This window comes from Flavobacterium sp. CYK-55, from assembly GCF_018413465.1.
In the GTDB taxonomy this organism is placed as follows: domain Bacteria; phylum Bacteroidota; class Bacteroidia; order Flavobacteriales; family Flavobacteriaceae; genus Flavobacterium.
This window is the reverse complement of record NZ_JAHCDK010000007.1, coordinates 26,979-44,676: the sequence shown is the minus strand read 5'-3', so window position 1 is coordinate 44,676 and position 17,698 is coordinate 26,979. Positions and strand designations below refer to the sequence as shown.

18 protein-coding genes, 3 tRNA genes and 1 riboswitch are annotated in these 17,698 nt (G+C 39.5%); of the genes, 8 read left to right on the top strand and 13 right to left on the bottom strand.

Features of this window, described 5'->3' with window-relative positions; translation table 11 throughout:
* Window positions 1-18: 18 nt before the first annotated feature.
* The gene (locus tag KIH23_RS08980) at window positions 19-1,638 is read left to right on the top strand and encodes a class I SAM-dependent methyltransferase (protein ID WP_213213146.1); all 1,620 of its coding nucleotides are present in this window, start codon (window positions 19-21) and stop codon (window positions 1,636-1,638) included.
* Here the strand turns inward: KIH23_RS08980 and KIH23_RS08975 are convergent.
* Genes KIH23_RS08975 through KIH23_RS08965 form a run of 3 tightly spaced genes read right to left on the bottom strand, consistent with a single transcriptional unit; the run spans window position 1,627 to window position 4,569 of the window.
* Window positions 1,627-2,406: an ABC transporter ATP-binding protein gene (locus KIH23_RS08975; protein WP_213213145.1), complete on the bottom strand. Its 780-nt coding sequence runs from the start codon at window positions 2,404-2,406 to the stop codon at window positions 1,627-1,629. The genes KIH23_RS08980 and KIH23_RS08975 overlap by 12 nt on opposite strands.
* A complete protein-coding gene (locus tag KIH23_RS08970; RefSeq protein ID WP_213213144.1) occupies window positions 2,406-3,428 on the bottom strand; it encodes an iron ABC transporter permease in 1,023 nt (340 codons plus the stop codon). Before KIH23_RS08970 ends, KIH23_RS08975 begins: the two co-directional genes overlap by 1 nt.
* Before the next feature lies 1 nt (window position 3,429).
* On the bottom strand, window positions 3,430-4,569 hold the full coding sequence (locus tag KIH23_RS08965; protein WP_213213143.1) for an ABC transporter substrate-binding protein: 1,140 nt from the start codon (window positions 4,567-4,569) through the stop codon (window positions 3,430-3,432).
* Between the two features lie 81 nt (window positions 4,570-4,650).
* Window positions 4,651-4,841: riboswitch (cobalamin riboswitch) on the top strand.
* 30 nt (window positions 4,842-4,871) lie between these two features.
* Here KIH23_RS08965 and KIH23_RS08960 point away from each other — a divergent pair.
* Together KIH23_RS08960 and KIH23_RS08955 are read left to right on the top strand one after the other, a co-directional pair.
* Window positions 4,872-6,704: a TonB-dependent receptor plug domain-containing protein gene (locus KIH23_RS08960; protein ID WP_213213142.1), complete on the top strand. Its 1,833-nt coding sequence runs from the start codon at window positions 4,872-4,874 to the stop codon at window positions 6,702-6,704.
* Window positions 6,705-6,706: 2 nt separating this feature from the next.
* Window positions 6,707-7,801 (top strand): YncE family protein, encoded by a 1,095-nt coding sequence (locus KIH23_RS08955; protein ID WP_213213141.1) that lies wholly within the window; start codon window positions 6,707-6,709, stop codon window positions 7,799-7,801.
* 30 nt (window positions 7,802-7,831) lie between these two features.
* Here the strand turns inward: KIH23_RS08955 and KIH23_RS08950 are convergent, their stop codons facing one another.
* Window positions 7,832-9,286, bottom strand: a complete 1,455-nt coding sequence (locus KIH23_RS08950) for a S41 family peptidase (RefSeq protein ID WP_213213140.1) — start codon at window positions 9,284-9,286, stop codon at window positions 7,832-7,834.
* 111 nt (window positions 9,287-9,397) lie between these two features.
* Here KIH23_RS08950 and KIH23_RS08945 point away from each other — a divergent pair, with 111 nt between their 5' ends.
* Genes KIH23_RS08945 through KIH23_RS08930 form a run of 4 tightly spaced genes read left to right on the top strand, consistent with a single transcriptional unit; the run spans window position 9,398 to window position 11,481 of the window.
* Window positions 9,398-9,913 carry an RNA polymerase sigma factor gene (locus KIH23_RS08945; RefSeq protein WP_213213139.1) on the top strand — a complete coding sequence of 172 codons (516 nt, stop codon included), beginning with the start codon at window positions 9,398-9,400 and terminating at the stop codon, window positions 9,911-9,913.
* Window positions 9,894-10,349, top strand: coding sequence for a hypothetical protein (locus tag KIH23_RS08940; RefSeq protein WP_213213138.1), 456 nt, complete (start codon window positions 9,894-9,896; stop codon window positions 10,347-10,349). The genes KIH23_RS08945 and KIH23_RS08940 overlap by 20 nt, the downstream gene beginning before the upstream one ends.
* 42 nt (window positions 10,350-10,391) lie before the next feature.
* On the top strand, window positions 10,392-10,940 hold the full coding sequence (locus KIH23_RS08935) for a DUF4252 domain-containing protein (protein WP_213213137.1): 549 nt from the start codon (window positions 10,392-10,394) through the stop codon (window positions 10,938-10,940).
* 1 nt (window position 10,941) lies between these two features.
* Window positions 10,942-11,481 (top strand): DUF4252 domain-containing protein, encoded by a 540-nt coding sequence (locus KIH23_RS08930; RefSeq protein WP_213213136.1) that lies wholly within the window; start codon window positions 10,942-10,944, stop codon window positions 11,479-11,481.
* Window positions 11,482-11,535: 54 nt separating this feature from the next.
* On the opposite strand, the gene KIH23_RS08925 is transcribed toward KIH23_RS08930, so the two are convergent.
* The 7 genes from KIH23_RS08925 to KIH23_RS08895 all read right to left on the bottom strand — a co-directional run bounded on the left by KIH23_RS08925 (window position 11,536) and on the right by KIH23_RS08895 (window position 16,102).
* The gene (locus tag KIH23_RS08925; RefSeq protein WP_249684875.1) at window positions 11,536-11,937 is read right to left on the bottom strand and encodes a sterol desaturase family protein; all 402 of its coding nucleotides are present in this window, start codon (window positions 11,935-11,937) and stop codon (window positions 11,536-11,538) included.
* A 47-nt stretch (window positions 11,938-11,984) separates the two neighbouring features.
* Complete coding sequence (locus KIH23_RS08920; RefSeq protein WP_213213134.1) at window positions 11,985-12,824, bottom strand: phytoene/squalene synthase family protein; 840 nt, start codon at window positions 12,822-12,824, stop codon at window positions 11,985-11,987.
* Window positions 12,825-12,826: 2 nt separating this feature from the next.
* Entirely contained in the window at window positions 12,827-14,287 is a 1,461-nt protein-coding gene (locus KIH23_RS08915; RefSeq protein ID WP_213213133.1) for a phytoene desaturase family protein, read from the bottom strand.
* A complete protein-coding gene (locus KIH23_RS08910; protein ID WP_213213132.1) occupies window positions 14,284-15,183 on the bottom strand; it encodes a MerR family transcriptional regulator in 900 nt (299 codons plus the stop codon). The genes KIH23_RS08915 and KIH23_RS08910 overlap by 4 nt, the downstream gene beginning before the upstream one ends.
* 627 nt (window positions 15,184-15,810) lie before the next feature.
* Window positions 15,811-15,892, bottom strand: a tRNA-Leu gene (locus KIH23_RS08905).
* A gap of 37 nt (window positions 15,893-15,929) precedes the next feature.
* Window positions 15,930-16,002, bottom strand: a tRNA-Lys gene (locus KIH23_RS08900).
* A 27-nt stretch (window positions 16,003-16,029) separates the two neighbouring features.
* Window positions 16,030-16,102, bottom strand: a tRNA-Lys gene (locus KIH23_RS08895).
* Window positions 16,103-16,230: 128 nt separating this feature from the next.
* Here KIH23_RS08895 and KIH23_RS08890 point away from each other — a divergent pair.
* The gene (locus KIH23_RS08890; protein ID WP_213213131.1) at window positions 16,231-16,749 is read left to right on the top strand and encodes a shikimate kinase; all 519 of its coding nucleotides are present in this window, start codon (window positions 16,231-16,233) and stop codon (window positions 16,747-16,749) included.
* Here KIH23_RS08890 and KIH23_RS08885 read toward each other — a convergent pair.
* Both KIH23_RS08885 and KIH23_RS08880 read right to left on the bottom strand, forming a co-directional pair.
* Complete coding sequence (locus KIH23_RS08885; RefSeq protein ID WP_213213231.1) at window positions 16,741-17,238, bottom strand: phosphoribosyltransferase domain-containing protein; 498 nt, start codon at window positions 17,236-17,238, stop codon at window positions 16,741-16,743. The genes KIH23_RS08890 and KIH23_RS08885 overlap by 9 nt on opposite strands.
* 7 nt (window positions 17,239-17,245) lie before the next feature.
* Window positions 17,246-17,629 carry an RNA-binding S4 domain-containing protein gene (locus KIH23_RS08880; RefSeq protein ID WP_213213130.1) on the bottom strand — a complete coding sequence of 128 codons (384 nt, stop codon included), beginning with the start codon at window positions 17,627-17,629 and terminating at the stop codon, window positions 17,246-17,248.
* Window positions 17,630-17,698: the final 69 nt, after the last annotated feature.

Below are 17,698 nucleotides of genomic sequence, written 5' to 3'. Positions count from 1 at the left end.
AAATCAACCAATTCATTTATGAACAACACAGCTCATTTGCGCGGAACCATTTTCAGACATCTTGACGGATTAGCTACAGCACCCGTTGCCGTTGCGCTCCAGAAAACAGGAATTCTTGACTATTTACAACAACAAAAACAAGCCGATTTAGATGAGTTAGCGCTGCAATTCAAAGCCAACAAAGGTTATTTGCATGTTGGTTTGCGCGTGTTGTGTTCGCAAGGTTTTTTGAATTATCACTTAGATCCGGTGGCGCAAAAAATCAGTTTTTCGCTTTCAGATAAAAGTCAGTTGGCTTTTGATCATTTCTACTTGTACGAAGATGTGGTTGATTTATTGAAATATTCAACTCAATTTCATCCGAGGTTATTTGATGAAGCTCCGTTTGCAAAACTCCAGGCCATTTTTGAAAAATACAAACGCAACTACAACCTTGAAATTTCACAAGATTCACTCACAGCCGAAGTTCAAAATCAAATCCTCAAGCATGTTGAAGGTTATTTAGTCGCGCCAACCACGGTTCGTTTGGGCATGAGTGGTATGTTTCACAAATATTTTATGGAAACTTCTTTTCGGGCTGAGGAATTTCACAAATCGCCTGAAATGTTTGATCAGATTTTACAATTTTTGTCATATTTAGGTTGGTTTCAACACAAAAACGGAAATTATCAATTTACCGAGACGGGTTTGTTTTTTGCCAAACGCGCGGCTTCATACGGAGTGACGGTTTCTTATTTGCCCACTTTTGCTCAGATTGAGGAACTCATTTTTGGCAATCCTTCTGCTTTGCGCATGCAACCCGACGGCAGTGATGAAATTCACGTTGACCGCGAGATGAATGTTTGGGGCAGCGGCGGAGCGCATGAAACCTATTTTAAAATTGTAGATGAAATTTTGATTTATCTTTTCAATCTTCCCATTGAGCAACAACCCAAAGGAATTCTCGATATGGGTTGCGGCAACGGAGCTTTTATTCAACATATTTTTGAAGTTATTGACCGACAAACTTTGCGCGGAAAAATACTCGATCAACATCCGCTGTTTTTGGTGGGTGCCGATTACAATCAGGCGGCGCTCAAAGTAACCCGAGCCAATCTCATCAAAGCTGATATTTGGGCGAAAGTGATTTGGGGCGACATCGGCCGACCAGATTTATTGGCCAGCGATCTCAAAGAAAACTACAATATTGATTTGGGCGATTTACTCAATGTGCGCACTTTTTTAGATCACAATCGCATTTGGGAAAATCCTAAAAATACAACTCCAAACAGAATTAGTCTTTCAACTGGGGCTTTTGCGCACCGAGGCGAGCTCATCTCAACACGCGCTGTTGAAGATAACCTGTTGGAGCATATGCAAAAATGGGCGCCTTATGTTAAAAGATTTGGTTTGCTGCTTATAGAATTACATACTATTGCGCCTGAATTTGCCGCTAAAAATATCGGAAAAACCGCTGCTACTGCTTATGATGCCACGCATGGTTTTTCAGATCAGTACATTGTTGAAATTGATGTTTTCAACAAGGTGGCCGCTGAAGCCGGACTCTATCCAGACTATAAAGTTTTCAAAAGATTTCCTGATTCTGATCTGGCCACAGTGAGCATTAATCTGCTCAAAGGAAATCAATCACCGAATTAAAAACTTTTTGGTGGTTGTGTCAAATGTCACTTGATCTTTTGGGAATAACTCAGAAAAAATGCCCTGCTCTATGAGTTGGTCGGGTGTGTTTTGCCAACATTTTTGAGCTGTAAGCACCACCATCTGATCACTGTATTCAAGCGCCATATCTAAATCATGCGTTGAGAACAAAATACATTTTCCGGCTTCATGACTGAGTTTTTTGAGTAATTGCATGAGCGAAATTTTGTGCAACCAATCTAAATGCGTGCTGGGTTCATCCAGAATAATCAAATCTGTATCTTGTGCCAAAGCGCGTGCAATCATAACAGTTTGCAGTTGCCCATCGCTAATTTCATGGTGCTTTTTGTGTCGCAGATGATCAATTTGTGTCAGCTTGATGGCTAGTTCAATTTTCTGCGTATCGTCTTGAGACAAATCTCCCAACCAATTGGTATAAGGCTGCCTGCCCAAAGCCACCAATTCATATACACTGAGTTGGCTGGGCGGAAGTTTTTCAGTCAATACCAAACTGAGTTTCTGTGCTATTTGCGTTGTAGAAAATTCAGTCAGATTTTTATTTTCTAAAAAGATATGGCCCGACAACGGTTTTTGCAATCCGCCCAAAGTTCTGATTAGCGTAGATTTTCCAGCACCGTTGGCGCCTACCATCGAAATCAATTGCCCTGAATTCAGGGTTAAATTAATATCAGAACCAACGCAGATATTGTCTTTTTTATGCTGATAGCCGATGCTTAATTGCTGTGTATGTAAAACTTGTGCGTTCATTAATGGCGGCGTTGTGCGGGTTGTAAAAGCAGCCAAATGACCACGGGTGCTCCGATGATTGATGTGATGGCGTTGATGGGCAACATCAAATCAGTGCCCGGAGGTTGCGACAAGATATCGCACAAAAGCATGATGATGGCGCCTAAAATAATCGTTGCCCAAAACAAAATTCTATGCTGACTGGTTTTAAAAATCAAGCGCGCTATATGCGGAACCGCCAAACCAATAAAGGCAATGGGCCCGGTAAAGGCAGTAATGCTTCCGGCGAGAATACTTGTGGCAATAATGATGATTGTTTGTGTTTTTGGATAGTTGATGCCCAAGCTGCGCGCGTAGTTTTCGCCCAACAAAAGCGCATCTAATGATTTGATACAAAAAACGGTTAATATCAATCCGATGCATACACAACATGCGAGTGTTGCTAATGAATTCCACGATAAATTACCTAGGTTTCCCATCGACCAAAAGGTAAATTTTTGGAGTTGTTCTGCCGAACTAAAATAGGTCAGAATACTCACAAACGCACTGGTAAAACTGCCAAACATAAGCCCAACAATTAAGATAGACATGGTGTCGCGCAATTTCTGACTTACGGCCAAAACAGCCATCAAAACAACAAAACTACCTGCTAAAGAAGCTACTACAAGGCTCATTTCAGAAAATAAATTCCAACTCTGTGGAAGCCAAGCCGCACCCAAAATCACCAACGCAACTCCAAGGCTAGAGCCTGAACTCAATCCTAAAACATAAGGTCCGGCCAGTGGATTTCTGAACAGTGTTTGCATCAGTAGCCCACAAGTTGACAAACCAGCACCGGTAAGTATGGCGGTGATTGTTTTGGGTAAGCGATAATTCAAAACGATGTATTCCCAAGTGCTTTTGCCAGCGCCTTGTCCGGTGAGACTTTTAAGAACATCCCGCATCGGAATCACCACTGAGCCCAAACTCAAATCGGCTACAGCCAAAACCATAGCCAAAATAAGCAACAGCAGCAGTAAACTATTGGAGCGTTTTGTTTGCATGTTATTTGAGTGGTTCAAAAAAGTGAAAGTCAGTATCAGGCATCAATTCCGGATGAAAAATCTTGACCATATCTTCCAAAACCCAATCAGGTCTGTTGGGCGCCCATTCGTAAAAAATCAAGCCTCCGGTTGCCCCTTTTTTATTGCTGTATGAATAGACTTGTTTGTTTTTGAATGCTTTGAATTGCGCATAATGCGGATTGTCTTTTTGCATCTCGGCCAACGAAGTATATTGCGAAGGCCCTATCCAAACATCGGCGTTGACGGCTTTTTCAAGAACAGTTTCAAAGGATAACGACAAGCTTCCGGTGCCTTTTGAATCAGCCCATAAATAATCAGCTCCGGCATCTTTGATAAACAACGAACCCCAACTGTTTCCGTGCGGTAAATACCATTGGTTTTCATAGAGCGCACCTGCCATTACCGTGGGTTTATAGCTGCTTGTAAGTACTTTTTGTTTGGTTGACAAATAATTTTTTTCAATAGATGAAAATATTTCGTTGGCTAATTTTTCTTTGCCGTATAAAGCCCCGAAGAATTTGATCCATTCGGCTTTTCCCAGCGGGGTAGCCTCGTTCCAATCGCCGTTGAGCATTACTTTGAGCCCGCTTTTTTGTAATAAATCAAGCGTTGGATTTACTCCGTCAATGCCGTAACCCACAATTAAATCAGGCTGTAAATCGAGTAAGGCTTCAGTGTTGAGGTTTTGGTTGGTGCCCAATTCTTTGACTTTCTGAGCATCAATCAAGGCGCGCACTTTAGATGATGAAATATAATCAAGCTGTGGAAATCCCACCAATGTTTTTTCAACCCCCAACATTTCAAGCGACGGAATATGCGTGGTTGAGGTAACGACAACGGTTTGAATCGGCACCGAAATCAGCGTATGTTTTTTTAAAGATTCAGGAATGACAGCATTTTTTTCTTTGAGAATGTAGGTAAAAGTTTGTTGGGCATTGGGCCATGGATTTGAAACTTTAACCACTGAATAACCACTGCATTTTTGAATCGAAAGGCCTTGCGCGTATTTGATGCTATTGCTAACGTTTGCGGCAGTTGCCTCTGGTTTTTTGGCTGGATGACAAGCGTTCAAAAGCAGACTCAAAAAAGACAGAAATACAAATATGCGGATGGTTTTCATAAGCTCAAGTTGGCTCTGCAAAGGTATATGGATTGAATTTTAAAAATCAAATTTTATTTTTTTATCCCAGCAATGCAACTATCTTTGCCAGCGAATGAAGGTTGCGTTGAAAGTTCCAACGCATGAAAAGGGAATCAGGTTCAAAACCTGAGCTGTACCCGCAACTGTAAGCTATTAAGCTTGTTGTAAGCTACAAAACCACTGTCATAAGTGATGGGAAGGTAAACAACAAGACGCAAGCCAGGAGACCTGCCTTTATTTTTAAAAGTTTCGAATCTTCGGGAAAAAAGATTCAGAAAATTATGAAGATAAACAAGATCATACCGTTTGCTTTTTTACTCTTGTGTTCATTGGGTTGGGCGCAACATGACAGCATTGTACCCTTGCGCGAAGTAGTAGTTTCAGATACTCGGCTATGGTCCAATACCCGGGCGCTCTCAAAGCAAACACTCAATGATTCGGTCATTAGTTTACAACCGGCTTCACTCACGCAATTGTTGCAATTCAACAGTTTGATTTCGTTGAAACAAAACGGTTACGGTATGGTTTCATCTCCTACCTTTAGAGGAACTACCGCACAACAAACCGCTGTGATTTGGAACGGAATCAACATCAATTCGCAATTCAACGGTCAGACTGATTTTAATACCATCAATGCTTGGAATTTTGATCAAGTAGTTATTCAAGCCGGTGGCGGAAGTGTAGCTTACGGTAGCAGCGCTATTGGTGGAAGTGTGCATTTGAATAATGACTTGTTGTTTGGGCAACATTTCAAGCAAAATCTGCAACTTAATTATGGCAGTTTTGAAACTTCTTCAGCCAACTACAAACTCAGTGCAGGCAGTCAAAATTGGAGTGTTGGCGGTGCTGTCTCAATGAATCGCTCTGAGAATAATTATCCGCTGTTGAACACTTCGGGGCTCAAAAATCAAAATGGGCAATACCAAAATTTGAGTTTGAATGCACAGGCGGGTTATCAATTTAGCCGCCATCAATCCATTCAATTGTATACCCAAACGTATGATGAACAAAGGCATTTTACGGGCCCAATCGGTTCATCGCCCAAAAGTATGTATCGCGATTTAAACCAGCGAAGTTTGCTCAGTTGGAATTATCAAAAAGCCCGATTCAAAAGCCAGCTCAAAGGCGCATTTTTATCTGAACAATATCAATATTATTTTGATTATAATTTGCAGGATGTTCAATCATCTCGGGCACAAACTTATTTAGTGCAATCTGAGTTGTCGTATCAATTCAGTCGAAAATTTGAGCTGCAATCAGTAGTTTCATATTTCGAAACACGCGCTGTTGGAGCTAACATCGGCCAATCAAAACGCCAAATTGGCGCGGGAACTTTGCTGGCCAAAATCAATTTCAGTTCAAAATTATCGGGTGAAGTCAGCATCCGTCAAGAGCAAACTTCGGCCTACAAAAGCCCGTTTTTGTTTTCGGTCGGAACGGTATACCAGCCGCTCAAAAGCTATACAATTCGCACGAATATATCACGCAATTTCAGAATGCCCACTTTTAACGATTTGTTTTGGCAGCCCGGAGGAAACCCAGATTTAAAAGCCGAAAATTCTTTTCAATTTGAGTTGGGTCAGGAATTTACGTATAGAAAAATGCAATTCACTTTTACAGCTTATCACAACCAAATGCAAGATTTGATTCAGTGGCAACCCCAAAATGGCAGTATTTGGAGCCCGGTAAATGTGGCTTCGGTAAAAGCTTATGGTTTTGAATCTTCGTTTAAAAACCGATTTGTTATGGAGCAACATCAGCTGGAATTACAAGCCGGTTATGGTTATACGGTTTCAGAAGATCAAAAGCGACAATTGCAACTTACCTATGTTCCGATGCATAAATGTACCGCAAGTTTGGCTTATGTTTTTAAAGGTTTTCGTTGTTACAGCCAACTGGTTTATTCAGGAAAAGTATACACACTTGCCGATCACAAGGCAGCTTTAACACCTTATGCAGTAGCCAATGCGGGCGTTTTTTATCACTTTACAGCCGGTTTTGGTTGGACTTTGGGTGTTCAAATACAGAATATTTCAAATGAATTGTACCAAAGTGTACCCGGAAGCCCCATGCCGGGCAGAAATTATCAATTACAATTAGATATCAAACTATAATTATGAAAATCAACAAAGTATTTTTTTTAGCCATTGCCGGAATATTATCACTGGCTTCATGTTCAAACGAAACCGAGTCAAATAGCTATACGCCCAAAGGCGATTACGACAGCGGGATATTGGTGCTCAATGAAGGTAAATATTCAGCGGATAATGATGCCGAAGTAACTTATTTATCGTTTGACATGACCGAAGTGAATCATGAAATTTTTAAAACTGAGAACACGGGTCAAGAACTGGGTGATGTAGCTCAAAGCATTGGTTTTAATGGTGATTTGGCTTATATTGTAGTCAATAATTCTAACAAAATTGAGGTGGTCAATCGCTATACTTTCAAGAAAGTGGGCTCTATTACCAGCGGACTCAGTTTTCCGCGTTACATTGCTTTTACCAATGGGAAAGCTTTTGTGACCAATTGGTCTTCGGCATTTGGCGGTTCAGGGTATGTATCAGTGATTAATTTAGGCAGTAATACTGTTGAAAGTACTATTTCGGTTGCTGATGCTCCAAATAAAATCATTGCGCATAACGGTAAAATTTATGTAGCGCATAATGATTTGGGACAAGTAGGGAATAGCATTACCGTTATTGACCCATCAACTCAATCAGTCACTGGTTCTATTGCAGTTGGCGATATGCCTGATAACCTTGTGATAGACGACAATGGCGCTTTATGGGTTTCTTGCAACGGAAAATCGAGTTACCCGGTAGCCGCTGATGAAAATGAAGGTAAAATCATGAAAATTGATTTGAGTAGTCAAACCGTGGTAAAAACTTTTTCTTTGACGGATAAAAAACACATCAATCATTTTACGGTGTATGGTAATTCTGTTTTTTATGTTGTTGGGAAAGATATATTCAAAATGCCACTCACGGCTACTGATTTGCCTACTGCTAAATCATTTACTTCGTCAGCTGTCAATATCTACGGATTTGCGGTGAGAAACAACCGAGTTTATATAGCCGATGCCAAAGGATTTAATGAAAGCGGACAAGCTTTGATTTATTCATCAGGCGATGGAGGTATCGCGATTGGTACTTTGCTCAAAACCATCGATACAGAGGTTGCTCCCAACGGATTTTACTTCAACTTATAAAATCAAGGCTCTGGAAACAGGGCCTTTTTTTTATGGAAGGATTGCAGCGGTTTTGTACATTTCAGACTTGAGTTGGGCTTCAATGCGTTGGTCTTGGAACATTTTGAAATCGCGGCCAGGTCTGAGTGAGCTTCTGCCTGCGCCTGAAATATTTTGAATGGCTTTTTGTAGTAAAGGTTCGTCAGCTTGACCCAAAACGCCCATCTGTCCTAAGTTTTCTTTGTATTCAAAATTGGGAGCTAAACCATTGATATAATTCCCAAAGCCGTCTTTGTTGACCACTTTGAGTACCAGTGGTTGCATGGCATATTTGTGCTTTGTGTTGGCTCCGTTTTTACTGAAATTGGGAGAATCATACAAAGTAATTGAACCTACATTTTTGCCCACGGTTGCATCGCCTATTTGAATTACTTGGATATACGGTTTGAGTCCGTTGATGACTAGTTCGCTGGCCGAAGCCGTTGCTTTTGAAGTCAATATCCAAATTTTATTAAGTTGTATACTTTGGATGTTTTCGCCATTGCCTAAATCGGTGGTAAATCGGTTGTAGAAACGGTCACTCAATCCATGGCTGTTGTAGTATGATTCTATTTTGGCATTCCATTGTTCTTTGGCAAAAACTTGTCCGCTGAATTGTCCGGTAATCATACTGGCCAGTCGGGTAGCGGTAGCGATGGATCCGCCTGAGTTGTATCGTAAATCCAAAACCAATTCGGTAATTCCGGCTGATTTAAGCTCGGCAAACGCTTGGTTGAGTGCTGATTCATATTGTGGATAAAATCCGTTATACATCAAATAACCAATCCGATGCGCGCCTGATTGAATTACTGAAGTAATATGCACCGGGTTTTCAGAAATGACAGATTTAGTCAAAGTAACACTTTGTCCGTTGGGCGTAATGTTGCCGCTGTCATAATGGGCTAAATACAAGGTATAGCTATTGGATGATAAGAGCGTTCGGTAATTATTGACTGTTAAAGCTGTTCCGTCAATCGCATAAAAAAGATCGCCTCGTTGAACATTTTTGAGGGCGGCATCAGAACCGGGCAAAATATAGCGAACCACTCCGAAAATATCAGTTTGTGAGTTGTTTTTGTAGTATAATCCGATTTCGGCACCATTGTTTAAAGTGGTTCCTGATAGGATGCCTTCAAGTTGGGTATAATCTGAAAAAATAACGCTAAATCGGTCTATGGATTCACCCGAGTTTGGATATTGACTCACCGGTTTGTTGAGCAAATCCTGAAATAAAACTTTTGGATCGTTGTAGGTTTTTAAAAACTGATTCAGACCCTCTTGATTGCTAAAGCGATTATCCGCTAAATCGGGCACATCAGTTTGCCATAAGTAATATAAATTGAGTCCTTTCCAGACAAAATTCTGTGCCTGAATCGATTCTGGAACATGGTTGTCATCTTGAACTTCACAACTAAGAGTACAAGTAATTAAAGTGATGAAAACTGAAATGAGCAGTGTTTTTTTCATAATTTGTCGCGCAACAACTCGGTAAATTTACCTAAATTCAAATTATTAATTGTGGTCTTGTAACAAAACTATAGGTGGCTCGTCTTGCCTCAAGTTGATTAAAACAGCAGAATGAATAGTCAAGAGTTTGTACGTCTCATCAATCCGTTTAAGGATAAGGTTTATCGCCTGGCCAAACGATTGTTGGTGAGTGCCGAAGAAGCCGAAGATGCTACTCAAGAAGTGATGATGCGCCTCTGGAACAAAAACGACAGCCTTGAACAATACAACAGTGTTGAAGCTTTGGCTATGACCATCACCAAAAATTATTGTTTGGATCAACTCAAATCAAAACGCGCATCGCAACTCACTCTTGAACATCATCAATATGCTGACAAACAAGCGGGCGTGCTCAGACACATCGAGGCGTATGACAATTTGCAATGGATGGAGCGCGGACTCAATGAGTTACCCGAACAGCAAAAACTCATCATACAATTGCGCGATATTGAACAATATGAATTTTCAGAAATTGCCCAAATACTCGACATGAATGAAACCGCCATTCGAGTGGCACTTTCTCGCGGACGAAAAGCCATTCGCGAATATATGACCAAAACCCATCAGTATGGAATTAGCAGTAATTGAACAACTATTAGAAAAATACTTTGACGGCGAAACAACATTAGCGCAAGAACAACAGTTGCGCGCTTATTTTTCGACAGATTTAGTAGCCGAACATCTCAAAGAATATCAGCCTATGTTTGCTTACTTCAATCAAGAAAAAGAGCAAAAAATAGTTTTAAATCAAAGGTTTACTTTTAAAAGAAAAACCCGAAAAATATATTGGGCTGCGGCCTCAGTAGCTGTTTTGTTGGGCGTTGGTTATTGGACGGCGAATCAGTCTTCAGCTCCGGTGAACAACCCTACGCAATACGGAACGTACAACAATCCTGAAGTAGCTTTTAAAGAAACGCGCAAAGCATTAGAATTGCTGTCAGGACATGTAAATGTGGGGGTGAGCAGCATCCAATACATAGAAACTTATGAAGAAACCAAAGACAAAATTTTCATTACGGAGTAATCAATCATCAATTAATAATGAATCAATCAAAATTTTAAAATCATGAAAAAAATCGCAATTACCTTAATGGCCGTCGTGTTTTCGGCTACTGTGTTCGCTCAAAGCGCCTTTGACAAATTTGACGGACAAGACGATGTAACATCAATCATTGTCAACAAAAAAATGTTTGATTTGATGGGGAAAGTAAAAATGGATGCCAGCGATAAAGAAGCGCAGCAATATTTAAATCTGATCAAAAAACTCGACAATTTAAAAGTGTTTACCACCAAAAGTACACGGGTTGAAAATGAGATGCGAGCGGCAGCAAATCAATACATTAAATCAGCCAATCTAGAAGAGTTGATGCGTGTAAATGATGCTGGAAAAAACATTAAAATCTTAGTAAAATCAGGCGCTAAGGATACGCAAATTAGAGAGCTCTTGATGTTTATTGAGGGCGGAGGCAAAAACGATGACACAGTTCTGATGTCGCTCACGGGTAATTTTGATTTAGACGAAATTTCACTCTTGACTGATAAAATGCGTTTTCCCGGAGGAAATGAATTAAAAAAAGCAACCAAAGGCCCCAAAGGTCCCAAAGGCCCAAAGTAAGATGAAAAAGATATTAGCCTATACAATTTTGGGTTGGTTTGCATTGTTGGTCAGTTGTAACCAAAATCCAAGCTTGCAAAAATATTTTGTTGAGAATGCCGAGAAGAAAGATTTTATTTCGCTGGATATTTCTCCGAGTATTCTCAAAGTAAATACAAATCAATTGACAGATGAGCAAAAACAAGCTTTGACATCATTTAAAAAAGTGAATGTTTTGGCTTTTAAACGCAATGCGAATAACCTCAAGGAGTTTGAAGCTGAGCGTGTCAAAATTGGAGCGATTCTTAAAAATCCCGAGTATCAAGAACTCATCAAAGTCGGCTCGGGTAAAGACGGCGCATCGGTATGTTATGTCGGGCCTGATGATCACATCAGTGAATTCATTATTTATGCCAATCGTTCTGAAAACGGATTCGCAATTGTACGTGTTTTGGGTCAAGATATGAATCCGAATTCGATTCTTGAGATGGTTTCGGTTTTGAAAAATGCCAACATTGATATGGAACAACTCAAACCGCTTCAATCCATTATGACTCCTTAAAACAATCCCATTTTACAAACAAAAAAGCCTTCAAATTCAGAAGGCTTTTTTTATTTAATTTTTAAAGTATTTGAACGGAACCACGAGCATTCCAAAACATTCTCCATCTTCTTTGCCAATGTGTTTGTGATGCATTTTGTGGGCACGTCGCACGGCTTTAGCATATCGATTGTTGGCATTTCGGAACCATTTAATCCGTTGGTGAATAAAAATATCGTGAACCAGAAAATAGGCGCATCCGTAAGCGAAAATCCCCAGACCAATAGCCAAACCAACAAATAAAATATCATATTGCCACAATAAGAAAAAGCAAATGCTCACCACGGCATAAAAAATAAAAAAGGCATCGTTGCGCTCAAACCACGAATCGTGATCTTTTTTGTGGTGGTCAGCGTGCAAATGCCACAAGAATCCGTGCATAATATACTTGTGACTGAACCAAGCCATAAATTCCATTATGCAAAAAGTCAGTAAAAAAGCGAATATTTGAACCATCATAATTCTTAAATAAATTTCAATTTATAACTCAAATAGCATTTGGCAAATAGGCCGTATTTTTCATAATCAGGAACTCTAATACGCGTTTGTTTGATTTGCGTAGATGGAGTTTGTTTGAGTTTAGCCAATAGTTTTTTGTAGTAAACATATGCAGTATATACTCCGAGTTTAGCTTCAAGTGGCAAAAGAACGATGCCTTCATAACCGGCTTTGAAATCGGCTTCAATTTCTTCAATAATTTGCTGTTTGGCTTGTTCGTTGAGCTCGGTTAAATCAGTATTCGGAAAATAAGTTCTGTTGAGTTGTTCAAAATCAGCTTTAAGATCACGCAAGAAATTAACTTTCTGAAAGGCAGATCCCAATTTCATCGCAGAAGCTTTGAGTTCATTGTATTTTTGATTGTTTCCTTTAACAAAAACCTTGAGACACATCAGCCCAACCACATCAGCCGAACCATAAATATAATCTTCATATTCAGCTTGCGATTGATAAACCGTTTTGGTCAAATCGGCTTTCATACTTTTCATAAAAGCATCAATGAGTTCATGCGGAATGTCATATTTGTGCACTGTATACTGAAAAGCATTGAGCACCGGATTTAGACTAATCTTCTGCTTTAAAGCATTTTCTAAATCAACTTCAAATTGTGCAAACAAGGCCGGTTTGTCATAATCGTGAAAACTGTCAACGATTTCATCAGCCAAACGAACAAATCCGTAAATATTGTATACATCTTGTCGAATACTCGGGGCCAACAATTGCACTGCTGTAGAAAAAGAAGTGCTGTAGGTTTTGGTTACAGCGCGACTACATTGATGCGAAACGGTGTCAAATAATGCTTTCATGATTATTGATTTTTTTGGATTAAACCAGCTGCGAGTTTGCCGGAAATAAGGGCAGGAGGCACGCCGGGTCCGGGCACGGTGAGTTGTCCGGTAAAATAGAGTTGATTGATTTTTTTGCTTTTGAGACCAGGCCTTAAAAAAGCTGTTTGCAACAGTGTGTTGGCCAGTCCGTAGGCATTTCCTTTATATGAATTGTAGTGTTCTTTAAAATCATTGATGCCAAAAGATTCTTTAAAAACAATAGAATTTCTGAGCGATTGTTGGGTGTGTTTTTCTAATCGATGGATTAAAATGTCAAAATATTTTTCACGCAATGCTTCACTGTCTTCGAGATCGGGAGCCAACGGAATCAAAAATATAGCGGCTTCTTGACCATTTGGTGCTACCGTTTGATCGGTAATAGTTGGGAAACTTGCATAAAACATCGGGTCTTCAGGCCATTTTGCACGGTCATAAATTGCTGAGGCATGCGCATCAAAATCGGCATCAAAGAACAAAGTATGATGCTCCACATTTTTGATTTTTTGGTCAAATCCAACATAAAACAACAATGATGACGGGGCAAAAGTCTTTTGATCCCAATATTTTTCGCTGAATTGTCGGTTGGCTTGCGGAAGTAAACTTTCAGTGTGGTGATAATCAGCGCCGCTCAAAACCACATCGGCAGCTCTAAAAATTCCGTTAGCGACCATGCCAACAGCTTGATTGTTTTCGACTTTTATTTCAGAAATTTTGCTGTTACATTCAAATTGTACACCTAATTCACGCGCCAATTTTTCGATGGCCTGAACCACACCATACATGCCGTTTTCAGGATGCCAAGTTCCAAGCCCGAAATCGGCATAATTCATAAAATTGTAAAAGTAAGGCGTGTCAGATGGTTTGGCTCCGAGAAACAAAACCGGAAATTCAAGAATGCGAATGAGCTTTTCATTTTTGAATTGTCGACGCATTTCTGAACTGATGTTTTTGAGAAACAAGCCACACTTTTTAAAGGTTTCCCAAGTGATGAGTTCTGTAAAAGATTGCCCGGGACGATAGACCAAATCACCAATGGCAATTTGATAATTTTCGCGCGCAGATTCAATGAATTTTTTGAGTTTTTTGCCGCTTCCGGCTTCGATAGATTCAAAGGTTTGGGCTATTTCATCTAGCGAATCAGATATGGTTACGTAGGTTCCGTCACTAAAGTAAACGCGATAGGCAGGAGCTAATTTTTTTAGGGAATAATAATCTGAAGGTTTCTTGCCAAAATCAGCAAAAAATCGTTCAAAAATATCGGGCATCCAATACCAAGTCGGGCCAATGTCAAAAGTAAAACCATCGCGTTTTAATTGTCGCGCACGTCCACCAACGGTACTATTTTGCTCATGAACCGTTACTTGATGCCCGGCCTTTGCCAGATAGCACGCAGCCGCCATTGACGAAAATCCGGAGCCTATTATTTGAATGTTTTTTCTCATGAAATTTCGTTGATGATTTCGGCAATACTGCTAAAAGTTCTGAGTTGATGGTCTGTATTTTTAGGATCTATTTTTGCGGCCAATCTACCGGTGATCCACAATTTTGAATTATTGGTCAAGATGTTTTTGCGAATGTTGCTGATGTAAGAATCAATTTCATCCGGATTTGGTTCAACAGTAAAATAGGTTAGAAAGGTAACATCGTCAAATATTTGTGTGAACTCTTTTAGATTTTCAACCGGTAAACTTTCTCCCAGAAATACTGATTGATAGCCCAGCGATAAAATCTCGTAGTTGAGATACATGATGCCCAATTCATGAATTTCATGCATCGGTAAATAAAGGACAAAAACCGTGTCTGTTTTGGTAGGTGGGTTGGTTTGAATTAGCGCAGTGTTGACCAATATTTTTTGCTTGATAAGGTAGCTGATAAAATGTTCGTGGGCGGGTAAAATGGTGTTGGTTTGCCACAGTAAACCTATTTCTTCAATAAGCGGTATGAACACTTGATAAAATACTTCTCTAAAAGTTTTTTCTGCTAAAAGTTCGTCATAAGTTCTAAAAAAGAGCGATTGATCAAATTCCATCATCGACCTTTTAAAAGCCGAAACCGCGTGACTGTTGCTGTTGATTTTGGTAGTAATATCTTTTACCAAATGAGAAATTTGTTCAGAATTGTATTTAGAAATCTTAGAAATTTTATAACCGTGATTGATGAGCAATGTTACATTTAAAAGCTTGGTCAGTGATGAAACGTCATAAGTGCGAATGTTGGTATCTGTTCTGACGGGTTCAAGGAGATTGTATCTTTTTTCCCATATTCTAATGGTATGCGCCTTGATGCCTGAAAGGTTTTCAAGGTCTTTGATACTTAATACAGTTTTGATATTGTTCATCTTTATTTAAAAAAAGTTAAACAAAAATAAACAAATTACACTACGATAAACAAAAAGAGGTGTTAATTTTTGGATTTGTTTAGTTTGTAAGAAGAGCTGGTTTTATTACACAATTATCTTGCGATTGTTTCAAAACAAAAAAACGCACTTCAATAATAGAAATGCGTTTAAGTTTTTGCCGAATGTCCACCGGACATTTATTTCGCAGGAGCTCCATATAATTCGACCTTTCGGTCTTGGGTCTCCTCTTAATATGCTTCGCCAGTTCGCTTTGCTCGAGTCACCCGAGCGATAGCGAACGGACGAAGTAAATGTAACCACGATCAGATTGCCTGGCGGCCATCTTCAAAGCTCCGGTATTTGATTGATTTTAATTTAAAAAAAGTAGAGTAAATAGTTATCTCGTTTTCAGAGTTGAAGATCAGATTGCCTGGCGGCCATCTTCAAAGCTCCGCTTTGAAAATTTTTTTAAAACAAAAAAACGCACTTCAATAATAGAAATGCGTTTAGGTTTTTCCCGAATGTCCACCGGACATTTATTTCGCAGGAGCTCCATACAATTCGACCTTTCGGTCTTGGGTCTCCTCTTAATATCACCCGAGCGATAGCGAACGGACGAAGTAAATGTGACCACGATCAGATTCGAACTGACACGTCTTGCGACACCACCCCCTCAAGATGGCGAGTCTACCAATTTCTCCACGTGGCCGAAATAAAAAAAGTCATCCACTTGTGAACGACTTTAGTGACCTGGCTGGGGCTCGAACCCAGGACCCCATCATTAAAAGTGATGTGCTCTACCAACTGAGCTACCAAGTCGGCGTTAAATTTTTCTGTCGAATTTTGTGACCTGGCTGGGGCTCGAACCCAGGACCCCATCATTAAAAGTGATGTGCTCTACCAACTGAGCTACCAAGTCAAAAGTCATTTCTTTAACGCGGGTGCAAATATATGACCTAATTATTAATTTATCAAAGCAATTTTATTTTAAATTTGGGTTTTTTTAATATTTCGTTTTAACGCCTTAATTCATAAGGATTTATCTGTATGAAAAAAATAATTTTGCTCGGTTATATGGGTTCTGGTAAGTCTACCATTGCACAATTATTGTCTGAAAAAATGTCTTTAAAATGGTTGGATCTCGATCAAGTTATTGAACAAACTGAGCAAATGTCTATTGATGAGATTTTTAAAACCAAAGGCGAAATCTATTTTCGCAAAAAAGAGCACTTACTTTTTGCTGAGCTTTTGCAATCAGAAGATAACTTTATTATGAGTTTGGGTGGTGGAACACCTTGCTATGCTAACAACCACAAGCTTCTCATAGGCGCAAACGTTCATTCTTTTTATTTAAAAACCTCTACTGAAGTTTTATTAGATCGACTTAAGCGGTCAAAAGCTGAAAGGCCGGTTATTTCAGGAAAGTCTGAGCAAGAACTCAGACAATTTATTGGGCCTCATTTGTTTGAACGCAGCTTTTTTTATCAGCAGGCAACACATATTATTAACACGGACCAACTCAATGAAGAGCAAGTAGTTCAAAAAATAATGAGTGTTTTAAGATAGATAAGCATAGTTGCCGGACGCATCAAAAACTACTTGAACGTGTTCTTGTAACGTGGTACTCAGTGAAATTCCTTTGAAATCAGCTTTTACCGGATATTTTTTGTGGTTTCTATCCACCAAAACAGCCGTTTTGAATTTGTTGAGCGGAACATTTAAAAAGTGTCGAACCGCATAAATAAGTGTTGTTCCTGAATTCAAAACATCATCAACCAAAACCAAACCTTTATTTTCGTATTCTTTCTCAGTAATAGATGTTTTTACCGGTAGCGTAGGGTTTTGTTTGTCAACAATAACTTCGCACAATACTACTTCTAAATCAGAAATTTCTTTGAGCAATTGCTCGATTTTTTCAGCCAATACATAACCATTCTTTGAAATTCCAGCGATGATAACTACCGATGAAGAATCAAAACTTTCGCAGATTTGATAGGCAATTCGCTTGGTTTTATGCTCAATTTCTTGGTGGTTGAGAATAATGTTTTGCATAATGTATTAATTAAAGGTCTTCAAAATCAATTTCTTCGGTGAAGTCATATAAGTCACGACGGTCTTTTTTTGTTGGCCTCCCATCACCGGTTTTGCGGTAATGCATCTTCGAAATTTTAAGCAATTCAAGGTGTTCAAAAGCCGATTCAGGCGTTTGGTCTTTTCGGTAAATATCTACCAACTTCGCGCCCACGCGATTTTCTGGAATGTCCAAAACCGTTAAGGTATAAGTGATTTGATCTTTTCGAAAAGTCACAACATCACCCGGAAAAACCTCTTTGGCCGGCTTGGCCACTTGTCCGTTAACGGTAACGTGATTTTTTTTGCAAGCTTCGGTAACCATGTTTCTGGTTTTATAATACCGAACGCACCATAAATATTTATCGACTCTCATGAAAAACTAAAATAGACGTTAAATACTTTACATAAATAAATCAATGTCGTATCTTGCGCCGCACTAAAC